18 protein-coding genes are annotated in these 20,952 nt (G+C 36.5%); 14 read left to right on the top strand and 4 right to left on the bottom strand.

Annotation, left to right across the window (positions count from 1 at the left end):
* Positions 1-509 precede the first annotated feature (509 nt).
* From AK95_RS15975 to AK95_RS15925, 12 genes are all read left to right on the top strand, one after another.
* Positions 510-860 carry an SBBP repeat-containing protein gene (locus tag AK95_RS15975; RefSeq protein WP_071220941.1) on the top strand — a complete coding sequence of 117 codons (351 nt, stop codon included), beginning with the start codon at positions 510-512 and terminating at the stop codon, positions 858-860.
* A 1,199-nt stretch (positions 861-2,059) separates the two neighbouring features.
* A complete protein-coding gene (locus AK95_RS15970; protein ID WP_071220940.1) occupies positions 2,060-3,004 on the top strand; it encodes a ketopantoate reductase family protein in 945 nt (314 codons plus the stop codon).
* Between the two features lie 189 nt (positions 3,005-3,193).
* A complete protein-coding gene (locus AK95_RS33480; RefSeq protein WP_481855853.1) occupies positions 3,194-3,907 on the top strand; it encodes an LbetaH domain-containing protein in 714 nt (237 codons plus the stop codon).
* Between the two features lie 46 nt (positions 3,908-3,953).
* Positions 3,954-5,243, top strand: a complete 1,290-nt coding sequence (gene murA, locus AK95_RS15965; RefSeq protein ID WP_071220939.1) for a UDP-N-acetylglucosamine 1-carboxyvinyltransferase — start codon at positions 3,954-3,956, stop codon at positions 5,241-5,243.
* Positions 5,236-6,165 carry a UDP-N-acetylmuramate dehydrogenase gene (gene murB, locus AK95_RS15960; RefSeq protein ID WP_083397646.1) on the top strand — a complete coding sequence of 310 codons (930 nt, stop codon included), beginning with the start codon at positions 5,236-5,238 and terminating at the stop codon, positions 6,163-6,165. The genes murA and murB overlap by 8 nt, the downstream gene beginning before the upstream one ends.
* Positions 6,166-6,222: 57 nt before the next feature.
* The gene (locus AK95_RS15955) at positions 6,223-7,695 is read left to right on the top strand and encodes an AMP-binding protein (protein WP_071220938.1); all 1,473 of its coding nucleotides are present in this window, start codon (positions 6,223-6,225) and stop codon (positions 7,693-7,695) included.
* 149 nt (positions 7,696-7,844) lie between these two features.
* Positions 7,845-9,038: a glycosyltransferase family 4 protein gene (locus AK95_RS15950; protein WP_162487592.1), complete on the top strand. Its 1,194-nt coding sequence runs from the start codon at positions 7,845-7,847 to the stop codon at positions 9,036-9,038.
* A gap of 17 nt (positions 9,039-9,055) precedes the next feature.
* Complete coding sequence (locus tag AK95_RS15945; protein ID WP_071220936.1) at positions 9,056-9,514, top strand: NUDIX hydrolase; 459 nt, start codon at positions 9,056-9,058, stop codon at positions 9,512-9,514.
* 110 nt (positions 9,515-9,624) lie between these two features.
* Positions 9,625-10,608 carry an ABC transporter ATP-binding protein gene (locus AK95_RS15940; RefSeq protein ID WP_071220935.1) on the top strand — a complete coding sequence of 328 codons (984 nt, stop codon included), beginning with the start codon at positions 9,625-9,627 and terminating at the stop codon, positions 10,606-10,608.
* Positions 10,605-11,411 (top strand): ABC transporter permease, encoded by an 807-nt coding sequence (locus AK95_RS15935; protein ID WP_071220934.1) that lies wholly within the window; start codon positions 10,605-10,607, stop codon positions 11,409-11,411. The genes AK95_RS15940 and AK95_RS15935 overlap by 4 nt, the downstream gene beginning before the upstream one ends.
* Positions 11,401-12,195, top strand: a complete 795-nt coding sequence (locus AK95_RS15930) for an ABC transporter permease (protein WP_071220933.1) — start codon at positions 11,401-11,403, stop codon at positions 12,193-12,195. The genes AK95_RS15935 and AK95_RS15930 overlap by 11 nt, the downstream gene beginning before the upstream one ends.
* 15 nt (positions 12,196-12,210) lie before the next feature.
* Positions 12,211-13,185 carry a glycosyltransferase family 2 protein gene (locus tag AK95_RS15925; protein WP_071220932.1) on the top strand — a complete coding sequence of 325 codons (975 nt, stop codon included), beginning with the start codon at positions 12,211-12,213 and terminating at the stop codon, positions 13,183-13,185.
* Positions 13,186-13,435: 250 nt separating this feature from the next.
* Here the strand turns inward: AK95_RS15925 and AK95_RS15920 are convergent, their stop codons facing one another.
* The 4 genes from AK95_RS15920 to AK95_RS15905 are packed head-to-tail and all read right to left on the bottom strand — an operon-like array spanning position 13,436 to position 19,599.
* Complete coding sequence (locus AK95_RS15920; protein WP_143767935.1) at positions 13,436-14,842, bottom strand: hypothetical protein; 1,407 nt, start codon at positions 14,840-14,842, stop codon at positions 13,436-13,438.
* A gap of 24 nt (positions 14,843-14,866) precedes the next feature.
* On the bottom strand, positions 14,867-17,719 hold the full coding sequence (locus AK95_RS15915; RefSeq protein ID WP_063477435.1) for an AAA family ATPase: 2,853 nt from the start codon (positions 17,717-17,719) through the stop codon (positions 14,867-14,869).
* Positions 17,700-18,362 (bottom strand): hypothetical protein, encoded by a 663-nt coding sequence (locus AK95_RS15910; protein ID WP_063477434.1) that lies wholly within the window; start codon positions 18,360-18,362, stop codon positions 17,700-17,702. The genes AK95_RS15915 and AK95_RS15910 overlap by 20 nt, the downstream gene beginning before the upstream one ends.
* A complete protein-coding gene (locus AK95_RS15905; RefSeq protein ID WP_063477433.1) occupies positions 18,355-19,599 on the bottom strand; it encodes a hypothetical protein in 1,245 nt (414 codons plus the stop codon). The genes AK95_RS15910 and AK95_RS15905 overlap by 8 nt, the downstream gene beginning before the upstream one ends.
* A gap of 134 nt (positions 19,600-19,733) precedes the next feature.
* On the opposite strand from AK95_RS15905, the gene AK95_RS15900 reads away from it, so the two are divergent.
* Together AK95_RS15900 and AK95_RS15895 are read left to right on the top strand one after the other, a co-directional pair.
* On the top strand, positions 19,734-20,060 hold the full coding sequence (locus AK95_RS15900; protein ID WP_063477432.1) for a hypothetical protein: 327 nt from the start codon (positions 19,734-19,736) through the stop codon (positions 20,058-20,060).
* Between the two features lie 12 nt (positions 20,061-20,072).
* Positions 20,073-20,867: a hypothetical protein gene (locus AK95_RS15895; protein WP_063477431.1), complete on the top strand. Its 795-nt coding sequence runs from the start codon at positions 20,073-20,075 to the stop codon at positions 20,865-20,867.
* Positions 20,868-20,952: the final 85 nt, after the last annotated feature.

The following is a 20,952-nucleotide window of genomic DNA, read 5'->3' as shown; positions in this document are numbered from 1 at the left end:
ACTTCATAGTAGAGCGACCTCCTGGATGGGCTTTTTGAGGCAATGACCTCGTGTGTAACCCCATCGTACCGAGGCGCTCGTTTTTGTTCAATCTCCAAAATATTCGTATTACAGGAATTCTAACGGGTAGATTAGCGTAATAACAGATAAGCCTTTAATAGTACTATTCAAAAAGTCTTGTGACACTATCCATAAACATATGACAGATATCGAACGACAAGAACATATAGACATTGAAAGCCGCATAAGTTGCGGTCTTTTTGTTTTAAGTATATAAGTTCTTGTCATAACTCAATGACAAAGGCGCCAGCGAAGGGGGGAGTACCCAAGCCATTGCGGTGGATGCGTCCGGGCACGCCTATATGACTGGTGCTTTTGGCGTCGTTTTCCCGTTACGCCGAGCGCTTTTCAACCCTCTAACGCCGGCAGCACAGATGCAATCGTGTCCAAGTTCGATCCGACCGGGTCTTTTCTTGTCTATTCCACTAATATCGGAGGAAGCAGTACCGATGAAGGTCTTGGGATTGTCGTGGATCCCATTCGGCAACGCCATGATTACGGGAATTACAACGTCCCCCAATTTTCCAACGACACCCGGAGCTTTGCGCAGCGTTATTTCGGAGCTGAGCCCGGATGCCTTCGTTGCAAAGCTGAATGCTGACGGTACCGCTTTGATCTACTCTACCTTTCTTGGCGGAGTGGACGGTTTTAATTTTGGTCGTAGCGTTGCCACGGACGGTTCCGGCAATGCTTATGTGACAGGGAATACCATCGCTAGCGATTTTCCGACGACGCCCGGAGCTTTCCAGACGGTAAAACCCAGTCCGCCCGGATTTTCTAGCTGCAGATCAATTGTATAAATAGAATAAAAGGTTTCAGAAAGATACGTTAGATATATATTTAAACCTTAATCATCGGCGACCAGCATGTACGAAACGATTCATGAATATTGAATCATAAAAGTAATCAAGGGTGTCCCAAATGTCATTAGCATAAAAATGACGATGGAAACCCTCTTTTTGTTTTTATCAGCTTGTTCGCCGAAGCTGTAAAAGAAAACATGTATAAAATTAGTTTTATAGGGAATTTTACGCGGGTAGCATGTAGTGTTTAAACAAGGGACTTATCTCAACCTAAGCACTAATAAAATACTTTGTTTTCCTTGAACTCCTCATCTGCTCGTACAAAAGCTTATCCTTTCGACCCCCTACCCGAATTTACACAAGCTGGGTTATTTTTGTCGTGAAAAAACCAACTTTTAGTAACAAATAGGTGTTGTATATTTAAAAGCTAGCAATGTAATGAAAAGAAGTAATTCAAATTTGCAGTTAGTTTATAATTTAAGTTAGGCGAGTGCAAATTATGAATCAAAATTCCCCGAGAATCCAAGAGAAAAAGCAATTTCTGTCGTAGAAAGATATTTTAGTGATTTACAATCAGGTGATTTTGAAGATGCAGTAAAAATCTCCGATAATCATAGATTTAAAGATGAAAAACATCATCAGAGAAAACTATCTTATATAACACTCATATTCATGTGAAGGATTTCAAAATTATTTCAGTAGATGACAATGTGAAAGTGGAGGAAACAGCTAATGGTGAACTGCTGTAATGTATGACGATGATTTCAAGAATGGTAAATATAAATCGCAAATAAGGACGTATTTATTGATATGACACCTTCCCTCCCCAACATATAAGACAGTGGAATATAAAAGACTAAAGTTCCATTCATTATTTTTCTAAAAGTGAACTACCTCTTATGGTCGATCCAATGTTATGGATTTGAATAATGGTTCAACCATAGTATATTAGCGAATCGAAAATGGTTCATTTCCACCACCCATAATACCTATGTAAAATAAGATCATATTTAGTAAAATAGGGAATTTATTACTATATACAAATACTGGGATGATATCTATAATTTATATCTAAATTAAATAAAACTTATAAGGAATCTTTATCACTAAGGGTACCTTTGAAACAAGAAAATTTGTAAGCGCTTTTACTTTATAGGCATTCATCTGATCAGTAACACGAATATAGGAGGGGTTATATGAATATTACTATTATAGGAGCCGGAGCAGTTGGAGGTTATTTTGGAGCAAAATTTATCGAGCATGGTTTAAATGTTAATTTTCTGATCCGTACTAAAAGAGCAGAGCAAATTACTAAACAAGGACTTATTATAAAAACTAACACAAATTTAACAAACATAAAAACACCACGCATCTTCACAAATTCTAAAGATATAGCGGATGTTGATTTAGTAATTGTTGCAGTGAAAAATTATCACCTCGATGCAGAATTGATGAAGAATCTTATTGAACTTACAAATAAGGGTGCATATATACTCCCACTGATGAATGGAGTTGAACACTACAAAGTTCTTTCAGAAAAATTGGGGGATGAAAAGGTTTTAGGAGGTACATGCAAAATAAGTGTGACTATGGACGATGACGGCTATATTCATTGTATCGGAGAGCTAAAAGAAATATACTTTGGTGCCCTTTTTCCTACTCAAAGAAATTTTTGTGAAAGATTTGAGGAATTAATGAAGGACTGTAGTATCAAAGTAATAAGATCAGAAAATATTATGAGAACTATTTGGGAAAAGTTTTCGTTCATAGTAGCTTACTCAGGAGTGACATCAACCTCAAGGTTAAACATAGGTCAACTGATTAATTGTGAATCAACAAAGAAAGTTTTTAGTGATGTACTTAATGAAATGATGTGTTTATCACGTTCCTATGGTGTGAATCTTGAAAAAGACTTTATTGAGAAGACAATACGTTGGTGTGGACGTTTACCTAGTGAAGTTACTTCCTCAATGCATTTTGATTTAACTAATGGTAGAAAGTTGGAGATTGAAAGTATACAGGGATCCGCTATCAACCTTGCAAGACGAAAAGAAATAGAATTGCCTACAATAAAAACGTTATATGCACTACTTAAACCATTTGAGAATGGAGTTCCTCAGCATGTATATGCATTGGATTAGAATCTCCAGGGGAAAGTGGCTTTAATAGGTATCAATTTTTTAAAAAGTGAACTGCGTACCAAAGATACTCTTCGTTTGAGCGTAGGGGAATATGCCTTGCATCCTTCCCCAAAGCGCTGCTTTCATTTAATTCCCTATGCAATTACAGAATAGTATGCAAACTCAACTCGATTTGAGGAGGAGAAGACTATAAAAATTTTAAACTTCTTTCCTGGTCAAATAGATTCTGAATTTAGTGATTTTTTCGGGACATCAGAGCTTTTCGATTTCTTACCTTCACTTGAATATAATGTCGAAGAATATATAAAAAGTTATACCCTAAAATCTTATATTGACCCAACAGCTAAAATATCTCCTAAGGCAACAATAGAGGGCAATGTATTTATAGGAAAAAATGTAGAAATTCAAGATTTTGCTTATTTAAAAGGACCCCTCGTGATTTTTGATAATGTTTTTATAGGTAAGTCCTCATTTATAAGAGACAATTCAATAATTGGTACAGGTTCAAAAATAGGACACTGTTGCGAAGTTGTAAGCAGCCTTATATTGAATAACTCTTCCATAACTCACTATTGCGGAATATCCAGTTCAATAATTGGAAGTAATGTGCATTTTGGGGCCTACATATCAACTGCTTCCGTTTTACTAAATGAAAGTCCTATAGTAATGATTAATAAAAATAAGGAAAAAATTAAATTAGGGATAAGTAAATTCGGTTCAGTTATAGGTAGTAATTGCAAAATAGGATCATATGTACTTCTTAACCCTGGAGTAATCATTGAGCCTAATTGCTTAATATTCCCTCAAATTTCATTGAGAACTGATTATTATCCAGAAAATTCGAAAATCTATATACCAAACTACCATTCTTTAATTAATACTGCTCCACTAAATCAGTTCTAATTATTTATATAAATATTTCCATTAAAATACACGAGGTGATTAAGCAATGGAGAATAAGTTAGTGGTTTATGGAGGGAATATAATTAAAGGTAATCTAAAAGTTAGTGGGGCCAAAAATTCAATACTAGGGCTGATTGCAGCAGCCCTAATTGCTCATGAACCAGTGATTTTTACCAATGTACCGAATATTCTAGATATAGAGAACTATTTGAAAATATTGAATAAGTTGGGGGTTGAGTCAAATTGGATAAAAGAGGAGGGTAGACTCGCGATTCATGCCCAAAATTTTGATTCTCATATTATTGATGTGGATCTAGCACGGAGTTTTAGGGCATCTATTGGTCTTATCTGTCCTCTATTAATAAGGAAAAAGAAAATAATGATCCCATTCCCTGGAGGAGATCAAATAGGGGAACGACCTCTAGCTGAAATGATGAGAGGAATTGAGATGATGGGTGCAAGAATAAAATATGAGTCTGGGATATTTTTAATTGAACGAGATGAGATTTTGAATGGAATTGATATAGAGCTAGAATATCCTAGTCATTCCGCAACAATAGTTTTAATGGTATTGGCTTCTTTTGCACAAGGGAAAACCACGATTAATAATGCAGCATTGGAACCGGAAATAATTGATATGCAGAATTTACTTACTAGAATGGGAGTGAGAATTTATGGCGCAGGCAGTTCCAAATTAATAATCTATGGAACTGAAGCTGTTAAAGGATGTGAGTATGATGTAATGCCTGATCGCTTACAGATAGGTACTTATGTAGTTGCAACGCTTATGACGGACGGCGAAATATTGGTGCCTCGAGGTTATTTGCAGAACCTAGAGAGCTTTATGGATTTGATAAAGAATATTGGTGCAATAATTGAAACAGTTGACACTAACACGATTAGGATTTCTGGGAAGCGCCCATATAGGAGTGTGAGTTTCGAAACAAACCCATACCCTGGAGTTCCAACTGATTTACAGGCCATTTTAACTGCTTTGCTAACAACTTGTAGTGGAGAAAGTTATATCAAAGAAAATGTATTCGAAAATCGGTTGCATCATATACCTGAAATTATTAAGTTGGGGGGAATTATAGAGATATTATCAAACAGAGAAGTAGTGATAAAAGGGCCAACCAAATTTGAAGACAATCATATAGTAGCTGCCAAGGATATCAGAGGGGGAATGTCTCTTCTCCTTTGTGGACTTTCATTATGTGAGGGTGAAAAAGTTACAATAAACAACACTTTTCATATCGAACGGGGCTACCCCGATTTTGTTAAGACTTTTAATTCATTAGGCGCGCATATGCAATACCAGGAGGGTGCTAATGTCTAAGGATCATAAAAACTTGAAAGTCTTGGTAGAGAAGATTGAAAGCATGAATTTGGGGAAAATAAGACTTTGTGAGCAAATGTCAAAACATACAACCTTACGAATAGGAGGATTGGTAGATATATTTTTTATCCCTCATGACATTAGATCACTGAAACAATCTATTGAAATGTTTAAGCAATTAGATATACCTTGGAAATTTATTGGTAATGGATCGAATGTTGTAATAAAAGATGGTGGAGTGAGGGGTGTTGTTATTAAATTACCGGAAAATATTTCCAATACTGAATTTAGTGATCATTCTATCAGTGTTTCTGGTGGGTTTTCATTGACTAAACTAAGTATTCTTGCAAGTAAGGCTAGTATGTCAGGATTGGAGTTTGCTTGTGGTATACCTGGAACTATTGGTGGGGCTATATACATGAACGCTGGGGGTTATGGGTCCGAAATGTCTGATGTTGTGAATTATATACATGTTCTTGATGAAAATGGAGAAATGCATTCCATGCACAGGGACGAATTAAATTTTGGACCTCGCAAATCTATATTACAAGGGAAAAAATGGGTTGTATATCAAGCAAATTTAAAACTAATAGAAGGAAATAAAGAGAGTAGTATTAAGAGAATGAAAAAGTTTATGAATCACAGAAAACAAACTCAACCATACGGAATTCCAAGCGTCGGTAGTGTTTTTCTAAACCCACCTAATGAATATTCAGGTCAAATTATTGAAGCATCGGGTTTAAAGGGATATAGAATGGGAGATGCCCAAGTCTCTGAAATACATGCTAATCATTTTGTAAACAAAGGACAAGCAACTGCATCTGATTTTTTAAAGTTAATGGAGCATGTAAAAAAAGTCATCGCCGACAAATACAACATTAACCTAATACCAGAGGTGGAAATTTTGGGTGAGAATCTCTAAACTAATGTCCCATTGTAGAACGATAACTTTCAAATAAAAAATTTATAGGAGGTATAAATGAGGATTGATGAGGTAATAAAGTCTCATGCTATCAATAGCCCGGAAAGATTTGCAGTAGGTTTTATGGATCACAAGGTAACGTATAAAGCCCTTGACAAGATGATCGACAATTGTACCAACTTCTTGTTAAATAAAAATCTAAAACCGAAGCAAAAAGTAGGAATTATGATGTTAAATACTCTTGAATTTATAATTTGGTATTATGCAGTTTCAAGAGCTAATGGGATTTCAGTATTGATTAATCCCCTACTTACCCATCGAGAAAGCGAGTATATTCTAACAGACTCCTCACCGAAATTCATAGTGTCTAGAGAACCTTTTATTAAGAATATAAGCGATTGTATCAAAAAATATAGCACAATAATAGATATTGATGAACAGCTTAATAAAATTACAAGTTTTAAGCCTTCCTTACAACCTACACAATATGAAAAGACCGATGTAGAAGATTGCACAATAATTTATTCATCTGGGACAACAGGCAGACCCAAAGGAATAATACTTACACATAATAATCTCTACAGTAATGCGAAAGTTTTTTCTGAATCGATAGGTTTAACCCACTTAGATAAGACCTTAATCGTTTCCCCGTTATTTCATTCTGCAGCTCTAACATGTTGTTTAAACTCCACACTGCTAATAGGTGGATATGTCCATCTTTTGGAGCGCTGGAAATCCAGCGAACAAACCCTAACTGTACTAGAAAAAGAAGAAATAACATTTTTCTTTGGTCCCCCAACAATGTATACGTATTTGTTAATGGATCCCAAATTAACTCAATATAATCTTTGCTTGCAGATTGCCTTTACTGGGGCTGCACCTTTGCCAATGGAAGTGTTTGATAAATGGAGGGAGATTTTCAATTTTGAAATCACAGAAGGTTATGGACTTACTGAAACTTCACCAATGGTTACTTTGAATCCATTAAAAAGGAAAAAAAAGAAAGGCAGCATAGGAGTTGCCTTACCAGGAGTAAAACTTAGGATTGTAGATGAAAATGGCAATGATGTGACAATCGGAAAGGTCGGGGAGTTATTAATAAGTGGTCCAAACCTTATGAAAGGCTATCTAAATAATGATATAGAAACTGAGAAAGTAATAAAAGATGGTTGGTTATACAGTGGTGACTATGCGAAGCAAGATGAAGATTCTTATTATTACATTATCAATCGTAAGAAAGAGATGATAATATATGGCGGGTTTAAAGTCTATCCTAGAGAAGTAGAGGAAGTTATATATAAGCACCCGAAAGTGTTAGAAGTTGCTGTTACAGGAGTACCTGATGAGGTTTATGGTGAAAAAATTTCGGCAATTGTCGTACTGAAAAATGAAAATGAAGTACTAAGTTTAGAGGAATTAAAAGTATTTTGTGAAGACAAACTTTCGAGGTACAAGATTCCTTCAGTCATAGCTCTGGCAAAATCATTACCAAAAACTGAAAGTGGAAAATTGATAAGATCTAGGTTGTAAAGCTTCACTAAACATAATACAAAAATCATAATGAATCTTTAAGCAAAGCTAAAGGAAAGACTTTGTTGTAGTATATTTCCAGATAAAAAGAGATCTAAAAGCAATTGATTATAGAAGGAAATTTTTATGCATATTTGAGGTGTGATATTTTGAGAATATTAATGATGACTCCCGATTATCCACCTAATTTATATGGTGGAATAGGCACACATGTCTATAATTTAGCTACAGGATTTGTTAATGAAGGTAATTCTGTGACAGTGCTTGTTGCTAAAATTAATCGACATTCTGATGACCCTAATAATTTTGAAGTTAGTGAAAATGGTAAGCTTACTGTTATTAATTTTCCCACTACAATGGATGGAGATTTCAGTAATGAAATTGATCCTCATTTTAGTAAAACACGTATCGCAACACCGTTTAAATGGGCAGAGCTAAGTAATAAATTATTTCCTATGGTATATAGATTTTTAAAAAGTGTTGATCCATTTGATGTATTTCATGCTCATGATTCATTTCATGCCTTCACTAGTGTTGCTATAAAAGACCTTTTTAATATTCCCATGGTAACAACTATTCATTCAATTTCAGCTCCCCCTAACCATTTCAATGATTCTTTGCGAAGATATATGTTAAATAATTCTAATAAAGCTATTGTTGTTAGTAAATGGTTGAATGAAGAAATAGGTACAAGGTATGGGGAATTAGCAACAGATGTTCATGTGATCCCCAATGGTATTGACTATGATTCTTGTGAAGACTCTTTTAGAAGGGCTTGTAACCCTCAATTTCAACCACTATCTATAACATTTTGTGGACGCCTATCGCCTCTAAAAGGCTGTGATGTTTTATTAAAAGCATTTGCAATTTTAAAAAGAAGTAATAGTTCCTTTAACTATAAATTGAAAATAGCTGGTGACGGTCCATTAAAAAATGAGCTGAAATTACTATCTGAATCCTTATCCATTGATAAAGATGTTGAATTTTTAGGATTTCTCAAAAATAACGAAGTGAAATTATTATTAAGACAGTCATCTTTACATGTGATACCTAGTATAGAAGAGTCATTTGGGATAACAGCTCTAGAAGCAATAGCTGAGGGCATTCCCGTAATCGCAAGTCAAACAGGAGGACTTTCTGAAATTATTGAAAATGGTGTGAATGGGATTGTATTTCCGTTAGGAAACTCTGAGATATTAGCAAATGAAATGGATAAGTTACTAAATAACCCCTATACCCGGTCCCAATTAGCCAAACAAGCTCTAAAAAGAATAGAAAAGTATAGCTGGGATAATATTGTAATTGAGACGAATAATATTTATAACATGATAATTAATGATTAATTTGGAGGGGATAATGGATGGGATATGTTGAAGATTTAAGAAGGTTAGTAGGAACTAGGCCTCTAATTTTTCCCGGAACTGTTATTATTATTCTCAATGATTCGAATGAAGTCCTACTTCAACAAAGAAAACAGCCTAGAGGTTCTTGGGCAATTCCTGGTGGGCTTATGGAATTGGGAGAAACTACGGAAGAAACAGCGAAAAGGGAAATTTTAGAAGAAACAAATTTAAGGATTGAAAATCTAAATTTGCTGAATGTATATTCGGGAAAAGAAAATTTCATAAAAGCACCGAATGGTGACGAATTTTATGTTGTTGTAATTGCATACTACACTAAACACATAAGTGGTGAGATGATAATTAATCGTGAAGAATCTCAGGATTTTAAATTTTTTCCGCTTGACGAAATTCCAGAGAACTTAGCTAAAAGTCATAAAACAATCATAAATGAATTTATCTCTAAATTTTCAAATTAACTCGAGGGAATTTTTATCTATGGATCAAACTATAAGCGTTTATACACAGATATAAGGGGAGGTTGAAGGGAGTTTTTTAATTATAACTCTATTACTTGGAGGAAAGAAAAATGGAGGTTATTTCGGTTAAGCATCTGCATAAATCATTCTTTCTTTCGATATCTAAACGATCTGGTTTTTTAGGTGCGTTATCTACTCTATTCTCACGAGAGAGGCAGGAAATACATGCCGTTAATGATATAAGTTTTTCTATTAATATGGGAGATATTATTGGATTTATTGGACCAAATGGAGCTGGAAAGTCTACGACAATAAAAATATTAACGGGTATTTTAACCCCAACTTCAGGTGAAGTAGAAGTTTGTTCAATATCTCCACACAAGCAAAGGTTAAAGAATGCTATGAACATAGGTGCTGTATTCGGCCAGCGAACCCAGTTGTGGTGGGACTTACCAGTTATTGAATCATTAAACCTACTTCAACGCATCTATGAAATAGACGATAGAACATATCAGAACAAACTTAAAGAATTCATTGACCTTTTATCATTAGACGAATTTATTAATCGCCCAGTACGCCAACTATCACTAGGACAACGTATGAGAGCCGATCTTGCAGCAGCGTTCCTGCATAGCCCAAAAGTAGTATTTTTAGATGAGCCGACAATCGGGTTGGATATTACAGCTAAAAGAAAAATGCGGGAATTTATTAAAATGTTAAATTCGCTTTATAATACTACAATCATACTGACTACACACGACATGCAGGACATTGAAGAACTTTCAAGCCGAGTTATGATTATAAATCATGGCAAAATGATCTTAGATGATACAATAAGCAGTTTACGTCAAAGATATGCTGGTAATCGAACAGTGAATTTTAAACTGGCTGAACCAGTAAGTAGCATAGATATTGAACGATTTGCAGCAGAATATACTATGATGATTAGAGATGAAATGATTTCTGTCCAAATCCCAGTAAATATATCACCAGCCGAAGTTTTTGCATTTATTGATTCTAAGTATAAGATACTTGATATGCAACTTATCGATACAACTGTAGAAGATATTATAGAGAAGGCATACACTCTATGAACTTTTTACGAAAATATTTTGCGTTTACAACTATAACTTTTAGAAATGGTGTTCAATATCGATTCTCCTTTACCATATATATCCTCGGAACAACTATTCAGCTAGCTGTTCTCTATTTTATTTGGAGAGCAGTGTATGTTGGGAAACCGTCAATTTCAGGATTTACAGAATCAGAAATGATTACGTATCTTTTCATTTCACAAATATTAAATTCTATTTATGCATATAGGAACTCCCCAGAACGTATTATCTTTGATCGTGTCAAAAATGGAAATTTAGCTTTCGACTTGATTAAACCCGTTCGTTTCAGTATTGCTCGCTTGATGGAGAATATCGGGGGAAGTTTAGTCAGTATCGTGCAGGCATCAATCGTCATGCTGATTATAACGTTTTTATTTCCTACTATAATTCCTCCAGCCGGAATTGGATATGTTATAGCTTTTATTATGAGCGTAGTATTGAGTTTTTTGATTCTTTTTTCACTGAGCTTAATCACTGGATATATATCTTTCTGGACTATGAACTTTTGGGGTCTACACTTCTTAAAAAAATCTTTGTTCGACTTTTTCTCAGGAGCAATCGTCCCACTTTCTTTGTTTCCTGCTTGGGCTATGACGTTAAGCAATTGGCTTCCATTCAAAAATATCATCTATACCCCAACTTTGATTTATATGGGACGATACGATTTTAACGACACACTTGTACAGCTTTTAATACAAACTTTTTGGAGTGTTGTATTATGGTTAATCTCTGAAAGTCTTTATAAGTTAGCAATTAGGGGGTTACAAATTAATGGGGGTTAAAAAGCATATCATACTCTACCGCTACTTTTTGATTAAAAATCTACGTGAGAGTATGTCATATAAGTTGGATTTTTTGATGGGAGTATCAGCACATATAGCGAGACAGACGGTCGGAATCCTTTTTTTATCAATTATTTATACCAATACCCCCGCGCTAAATGGATGGACTTATCATCAGTCCCTAATGCTCTATGGGTTTGCACTTATCCCAGCAGGTCTGGATGAATTTTTTCTCCGTAATATATGGACTTTACCCAATAAGTATGTGCGTATGGGTAATCTTGACAGACTATTGTTGCGACCAATAAATCCCTTATATGCGATTACAGTGGATGGTACAAATCTACATGGTTTTATCTTAAGTATTTATGGAATAATTGTTTGTGTTTATTCTGGCATAGAGTTAAATCTGGTTTTTACACCTATGACATTTCTCTGGATACTTGTTCTCATCATATGTGCAACAAGCATATATTTTTCAATAACAATTTTAATGGCTACTTTCAGTTTTTGGTTTATAGATGTTATGAGTTCAATGGTTCTTATTGAGAGTTTAAATCAGTTTTTAAAATACCCCCTGGCAATCTATCCCTATGCCTTACAAATATTATTAACGTGGATTATTCCATATGCATTTACAAGTTATTTTCCAGTTGAATTTATACTCGGGGGTTCTTTAGCTGCATATGCTTATATCACCCCTGTGATAGCATTGTTACTACTATTTATCGCATCACGTTTTTTTGTTTTTGGTTTAAAACGCTATAGTAGCGCGGGAGGGTAAGAAAGTGAGGGTTATATGAATCATAAAATCAGTATAATTATTCCAGTATATAACACGTTGAACTGGCTCCAGGATTGTGTAGATTCAATATTGAAACAAAGCTATGAAAATATAGAGGTTATCTTGGTTAATGATGGATCAACAGATGGAAGTGGAGCAATTTGTGATTCAATAAAAAAACTAGATACTCGAGTTCGTGTTTATCATAAATTGAATAGCGGACTATCTGATACACGGAATTATGGATTAAAAATGGCTTCTGGTAAGTATATAATTTTCGTTGATTCGGACGATATTGTTGCAGAAAATCTAGTAGAAGTACTTTATAATAACTGTAAAGAAAACAAATTCAACCTTGTCCAATGTTACTATTTACGTTTTGAAGATAAAAATAATTTATTTTCATATAGTACCGCGCCACCGGAATTAATCGTTTATGAAGGAAAAGCAATGCATTGGGGTCTTATTGGTAAGGGAAAAACCCGGCCAATGGCGTGGGCAAAGATTTTTGAACGTTCACTTTTTAATGATGTTACATTTCCAGTAGGATTAATTCATGAAGATGAAGCTGCAATTCATAGGATCTTATACAATGCCAAATCCATGGCCGTTATTAACGATAGGTTGTACTTTTACAGAAAAACACCAACTAGTATTATGAACAATAAATTCAGTATGAAAAGATTCGATATTCTCTTAGCTCTTCGAGATAGACTTGAATTCTACAATAATTTGGGCTGGCATGATCTTGGGTTTGCAACAGCTCAACGATATAGTGTAACAATTATTGATTTGTACAGAAAATCAGCAGAAAATTTTGAAAACCCATCACAACAATTAAAATACTTAATTGAATTATATAAAGAAAGTTGGAGTTTATTGAAGGAATCTCCATTTATGACTGATAGAATCAAACATAAGCATGAAGAATGGTTAGAGGATCCCACAAAAGGAAGTTTATATAATGTTTTTGAATATTTTAGTGTTTGATGGGCCAGTGAAATATTTACAAAAGCTCGATAAAAGGAGTAACTGACTGTTTGTGCTCATAATGTGATATCCCCTTCAATAAAAAAATTCTAGTATCAATGACGCCAAGTTTCGACTATAACTTATCGCCTTAATAAACGGCACTTGGCCCTCACATGTCCTTAAGAGGAAACATCTTTTTCGTTGTGGCAATTAACTGACCTATAGCGGTCATTGTTTTATCATAGGCACATTAGAATCGAACACTGGTTTAGATCAGTTGTACAACATCTTGAGATAAATGGCGCTCAAAATCAGATTCTGTAAAGAAATCAAAACATAACTCTTGCTCACCTTTCCGATTTGTACTTTTCATCAAATGTAGAGCCTCTATACATGCATGGGGAATAGGATAAGTCATCAACCGATAAATTTCATTCAAATCACTTTTAGTTAAGGGGCTGGTGCCAGGAAACCTTTCGCCCCATTCTTTGGTGAATCCAAATATCTTAACGGGGATATTCAAGGCTTTCCCCATTAATTTTTCCTTTATATTAATGGCAATGGACAACCCAAAAGGGTCAAAGTCTGGCCATATGGTAATAGACACTAGATTAAATGTTGAGGCATAGGAAATAAGCTCAATTTCTTCAGAAGATATAAAGCCTTTACTGTAAAGGAGAGACCATTTACATGGGTCTAACCACTGACTATCAACTAGTGAATCGAACAAATCTTTGTTTTCAATAATGAGAAGATGGGGGGAGTCCCAGGATATTATCCGCATTTTATGAATCATACTCCGAGTTAAAGATAAACTTCCATGAAATGCAAGCCCATAGTTCGTATAGCCATTTAGTTCCCATGAAAAAGGACCGGTTATCCAAATTCGTGACTTATTGGAGTGAATACCAAAGTCGGATAGTTTTTTTCCAAGTAATTTTCGTAAGCGATGCTTATCCCCTTCTGAAAGGGCTTTTGTCGAATAAAAATACTGTTGCGAGAACATTTTCCAACTCATGGTTTTTTGCTTCTGATTGTGGTCAAAAAGAGCAAATAGCAGTCGTATCATGTGTATGGTAGATGAATCTCTCTTTATTTTTACGAATTGAATGACCTTTTTTATGAGATGTTCGTTTTCGGTCAATGGCTTAAGGTCCTGGAACGCCATCGTGAGTGAATCGAGTTCGGCTGTATTCGTGTCGAAATTCATTTCCATGAGGCGAGCAATATCAGATTCAAACATTCCAAGATTAGCAGATACGAACTTGGGATCCCAGGTCTGGATACGATTGTGGAGCTTTTTCTCGTGCATGACTAGCAAGCCCCAGTTAAATAATCTCATTACGGATTCGTCAAATAGTTGATATTCAACATGAGTTAACCAGTGTGCTTTCCAATTTTCCCATCGCTTGCGAGTCTTTGATTTGATTAGATCTAAGAGGAGGGAGCGAGTCAACTCTAGCATCTCTCCCTCTAGAACATTATCTAGATCATAAGGGGGTTCACCGGCTCCATATCTGATCCGTTCAGATATGGGAGTTTGACGAGTAAAGCCACAATGTCTGCAGGTAGAGACTTTTATTTTCCTACTTGTATAGTTTTCGTTTTCGAATTCAACTGGAGTCCACATCGTAATTGTTTTGAAAGAATGTTTGGTTGTGCCACAGGTCATCATTGGTTTCCCCTTATGTAATTAAATCTACGGACGAATTTTTCCGTAAGTAATCGGAGGCGCTACTGTTTCATTCCTCTTTTTAGGTCGGAAATTAAGTAACATATTCATCCATGGCATCATCAATTTGATGTTTTCAGAATAGGGCATCCCTATAATGATTTGAGCCTCGGAATTACTTAGAAACTGGCCGGCTAAGGCAATACGCTCTTCATCCAAATGGGCAAACGGTTCATCCAATAACATAAAGCTGAGTACGCCATCTGCTTTAATCGCAGCGAAGGTTAGAAGTAATGAAGCAATGACTTTTTGTCCACCGCTAAGTGCACTTTTATCCCGGTAACTTTTTGCCGGTTTCCCATTAAAGCCTAGACGATAATCAACCTTCCAACGCTCATCCTCCAAATAAACAGCTCTTAATGAGGCTTCGAAATTACCCCGCGCTGCCATTTCCTCGAGTGATTTCCGTACTTTTTGAAATACCTCATCAACCATAATTCGGTACTCGTTTTTAGCTTCAACACGCTTCTTTTCAAGTTTGTCCAAATCATCTTGAATTTTTTGAATCTCCTCTTGATGTTGATCCAGAAGCATGCGGTGTTTTTCATACGACTGCTCTAATTTGACTGTAGCTATTTCTTCTCCCGGTCGGACGGCTCCTCCTGATATATTATTCCGCAATATCTCGACAGCGGATTCCTTCATTTCTATACTCTTTCGGTATTGCTCCGGTTTCTCTAGTGTGGCCAATTTATCGGCAACAGCTAATGCCACTCGTTGTTCTTCGGTAAATTGACTCCGAATTTCATCGGCTTGGGCTTCGATGTTGATTTTCTGCGATTTCTTATCCCGAATGCTCACTTCAACGATAGATAATTCACCACGATAACCGTTCAATTTTTCAGTTAGTACGCCAGCTTGATTACTAAGTTGATTTTGAAGGGTGACAAGTTCTAATAGAGAATTCGTACATTCATCTCTCGATTTCGTCAGGGTATCCATCTCATGTTGAAGTTGCTGAAGGATCATGTAGGTGTGAGCGAGAGTATCTTTTTTACTAGGTAATAGAAGAATTTGCTCCTGGGTCTTAATTTCTTCTATTATTGCGTTCAGCTGTTCCAATAAGAGAACTTCTTGCTCTTCTGATTGAATTAGTAGGGATTTTTGTTCGAGTGCATGTTTCTTGTCTGCCTTAAGCTGGGCTTGAAAAGCAGACTGACCACAATAAAGACCTTTTGCACCAATAGAACGTCCGCCACGTTCAACAACATAATAGGGAGACGGTGAATTTAATAAAGCACTATTACCTTTACGAACCCAGGCCCATGCTTCTTCAAGATTATGGGCAATCATTACATTTTCAAATCGCTGTAAATAACCAGCTATTCGTTCGTCTTTAAGAAGGATTTTGTTCAGAACGGCTTGTTTTTTAAGCTGTAAATACGCAGGTTTATAGGGTGATACCCAGAAAGGATACTTAATTGCTTGTGCTTCTTTCATGACTTGGACCATGTCTTCAGGACTTACAACGATCGTAAATCGTTCCGTTCCTAACATAGCTTCTATAGCTTCTTGCCAAGACGGATCGGGGATGTCGATACAATCGGCAATTAATAAATGATCAATGGCTTTAGATTCCAGCCATTTTTTTAATTGTATAACGCCGGCAGGAAATTCACTTTTCTTTGATGTTTCCATGCGAGCAATTTTATGTTCAAGCTGATGTAGCTGATTCTTCAAATTTGTTGTTATGGTTAATTGGTCTTTATAGCTTTGATTCAATTGATGTTTTCCCTCAGATAGTTGAGCTATGTCTTGAACAGGAAGGGGATGATACGTCTCGATGAACGTGCTTAGTTCTGCAGCATTACGTTCATGATTGGATATTTCAACCGCTGTCGATGTTCGTTTTTCCGAAAGCTCTCTCATGGATCCATTTAATTCTATGATGTTTATCTTGGTTTTGGATAATTGCTGCGTATGATCGGCAAGCAATTGAGCATTTGTCTCTATTTTTGAAATTAATTCATGTTCTTTTTGTAAAAGATCTACTATTTCTTGGTTGAACTCCTCATATACATTCATTAAGTGTGCATATTCTGAAAGCGGAAGTTCCAATTGAAGAGCTTTTATCTCATGCTCGAGTTCGAGTATCCGCTTGCAGAGGCTGATGTTGTTTTCAATTTCCCTCAATGTAAGTTCTTGCTGTTGTTTCTGTAGATTAATATGAAAATACTGTTCTTTTAACGTTTTAATATCCGCTTTAATCTGGTTAAAGCGGTCCAATCTCTCTTGTTCTCCACAAATCTGCAAAATATAGTCAGCCAATTTTTCTTCATTGAGATCCATAATATCTTCCGTTTTACCTTGGTCTAAACTACAAGCATTGATGAGGGATCTGGTTAGACCGATCTCTTGCATTTGCCGAGCATATTGCTCCATATTCAACCAGCGGATGTAGGCCTTTAAATCAAGATCTAAATCAAAATAGCCATCAAAAACGCAGTATTCACGTTTGCATGGATCGCGTTTGATTCTACAAACAATAGAAACGGTGTCTTGCCTTTTACCAATAGCTTCAAATGGACGTTTTCCGTAAGTGGGATGAATGGTATTCACGAAACGTCCGACAATATAGATTTCATCGACATCATCCCGTTCAAAGAATGTTTGAAGAGATTGGTTATTATCGAATTTTCTTGACCCAATGAGTACTCGGATCATATTCAGGATGGTCGTTTTGCCGGCACCATTATTACCAATTAACCCAATGATTTGTGCGTCTAATGGGATTTCTTGACGCGGGAAGTAGGAAAAGCCTTCCATTTCCAGATTCAGAAAACGAATCGGCAAATACTTTTTATCCATAATTCTCTTCATATGTATCCCCACCTTCTTTCGTTATTTCCGTAAACGCAAGTGACGTTTCTTCTTTCAATGCATCAGTTTCATTGATAAGAAGATCAATGACATGCTTTCGGACCTGTTCATAAAGTTTTGAATTATCCACAGCTGTGGATAAGCGGGGGCCCGCGATCATAGAGGTTGTACCGCGAACCCCTAGTATAAAACCTTGTTGCTTCAGCACGGTTAAATTTTTCCTCAAGTTCTGCATGGAGCCAAGCTGTGATTTAAAATTTTCAAATAGTTGTTCTTCGGTTACATGGGGATCCTCATCCATTTGTTTTTTTAGCGAATGATCATATTTGGGCAAAATGAGATTGCACCAAAGAATCACAAGTAATGCCTTTCCAACAACCGACTGCCCCTCATTAGGTGGAAATGGACCCTCGGTAAAAGGCTCGAGGTGACGAATATCCTGAGATAAACGTGCATCAAAATGCTGGGAAATCGGATCATCGACAAACTCGTATCCAACCTCTCGAAGTCGATTCGTTACATCTGTACGAAAAGTATCATCAAACTCGAGTCGAGGAATTAGATGCTTAGGACATGCTTTGATGGTTAGCATCGCACAAACTTCTTCCGGGCTATAATCCATCCATTGGTTTAAGTTAAACATGTGTACCCATCCTTTCAATGAGAGCATCTGAAAGCTGATGAAAAAGGTGTTCTTGAAGGGTCAGACTATGCATTTTCGTATCTAACGTGTACCCTATAAATGGGGAATCTCTCCAAAGAAACTTCTGATTTTCCATTGCGCAGAGTGCAGCCAGATACATGAAACCTTCAACCTTTTCCGATAAAGGCTGAAGAAATTGTTCCAAAGTCAGGGACTCCTTGACTTTAAATTCCTCAATTAATGCGGTGGTCAATTTTTCGGAATAAGGAGATTCGATAAACATGTTCTCCAGCATTTCTTCCCCTCCACTTACTTTTCGGCTTATTCTTCTTCCACGGCTATGTTTTCTTTGCTGTAGAAATAATTGCAAGGATTCAATTAAATTGTTTTCGTCGAACCAAGAAGAGCCAGAGGGTGTAAAAACCCCTTTATCAATCCACGCGGTCATTTGATAGAAAGAAGAGCCTGACAATAAACGGTCAATATCACTTTTGGTGAATGGTGCAGAGCCCAGTACTTGATGATCAAGATAGTATTGTTTACGCTCATCATATAAACTCATGACTCGTTGATGGAAGGTGAGGAGTATTTCGATGCCGTGCTTATCTGCTTCTGTAAGTTCTAATCCCTTTGAAATCTTGTAATTCGTGATGTCCGACATGCGTTTAATTAATTCATCAATATTTCCGACAAATTCACTGATTTTGTGGATAAGTTTTCGTATTCGCTCATCATTTCTGGATACTAACGCATTGGCGAGTTCCGAAATGTGACGTCTTACCGAGTACAAGATTTGATCCCGCAACAGCTCCATGGACGATAAACTTAAGCCCATCAGATCAGCAACCTTTAAAATTTCGGTTACTGCAAGCTGGAAGGACATTTCATCCATTTCATCGCCCCGATAAAGAAATGGGAGGAAACGTAGAAACAACAAACCACTTTTGGATAGTGAATATTGGAGTGTACCTTCTTGTCGAACTAACCATGTTCCCTCAATAAGGCTATTCAGAATGGTATCAAGTTCTTTTGCAGTATATTGGGGGAACATCGCCTCAATATCTGCCCGAGAAACGTGACTTTGCTGTGTTTCTCGTGATAAACGAACCATGAGGGAGACCTTATGCCCGAACCATTGTTTGGAGCTCGTTAAATGGCTCAGTAGTTGATATAAGTAATCAAAGCCTTCCGCATAGCCCAGATCTGGGAGTTCCTGTTCTACAATGTCTTCTTCCACGATTCTATCACCTCTTCTATCAGTTATTTCCCGGATGAAAAAATTCAAACTTAAAAACCCTAAACTTTTTGGATTTCAACTTTTCAAAAAGTACAAGTTTAGCTTTCGATGAAATGGGAAAAAAAGGTGAATATATGAAAAATCAAGAGGTGAGGGGTTTGGAAGGTTTTGCCGAGGTAACTGTAAATGGAGTTCTGTTTAACGGAAAATATTACACATGTTCACTAGCGATCAAAGAGAAGTGGTTTGAACAAGCTGCGAAAACCAGCCACTGGACACTTTCAGCGTACATGAACGAGGAAGAACGTTTGATGATCCTGCTGCCTAGTCAGGAACAATATATACCTTGCCTGATGCTGACAAGACGGATTGTTATGCCGGAGATCGAAAGTTATCAAACAAAGATACAACAACTGAAGGAAGCACGGAAAGATAAGAAACGGTTAACGTCTAGAAACTAAGGAGGCTTGCGTTTGAAATACGTAGATCGTTTTCAAAGTTTCATTTCGAAGGGTCATTACCACAGGATGATAGAGAGTGAGAAGAAGCTTTCTTGTTTACGCGAAAACATCCGTGAATATCAAACAAGCACAGGAGAGAAACGCCTAGAGTGGACAGAACTAGGCGTTGTTGGCTTTTTTCAGGGCATCCGTGTTTTTGAGGATGATATCGAAGCGCTCAAAGACCACTTACTACAGCTTGGGGTACTTCCCGTTGTAACAAAAATAGATTTGGAATCGTTGCCAGTAGATCTTCAAGAAAGCATGAAATCATGGACGATTCCCAAACGCCCCACGATTCGTTTTTCACCAAATAAAACCGTGAGAATCGATCCTACGAGGTTACATGGTTATAGGGAATGGGTAGGGAATATGGACGTTAATGATCAAGTAAAGGCCTGGACGCATGAAAAAGATAAATATGAGGTTTTATCTAATGAATGGATGCATTTAAAAAGACTCCTAGTCATTGATATCAAGCCATTACAGAGATTCAAACTTTCGTGCGGATCCGTAGCATGTGTTCCTTCAAAACGGGAGGTTTTGGGTGTCGATGTATTTCAACATATAGGGACCGAAGCCCTTATGACATTTGGTCGGGTCGACATGAAGAAAGTAATGCTTTATACAGGTAGGGGGATCTTGAAAAAATCGGACGTGGATACATATCGAAAGGTTGTTGATGTGAATCTAAGATATACCTTAATGCAGACCCGTAAAGAAGAACTTCGAAATCAATACTATCACGAATATCTGATGAACCTTTAGTATAACCAGCAGAATATGAATGTATAGCGTGCAAATCTACTAAGTGCCAGGTTAGCACTAAAGTAATTCTGATGTAAAGTCATGA

It is taken from the genome of Paenibacillus sp. LC231, assembly GCF_001860525.1.
GTDB lineage: Bacteria > Bacillota > Bacilli > Paenibacillales > Paenibacillaceae > Paenibacillus_AQ.
This window is presented reverse-complemented; position numbering and strand designations above follow the sequence as displayed.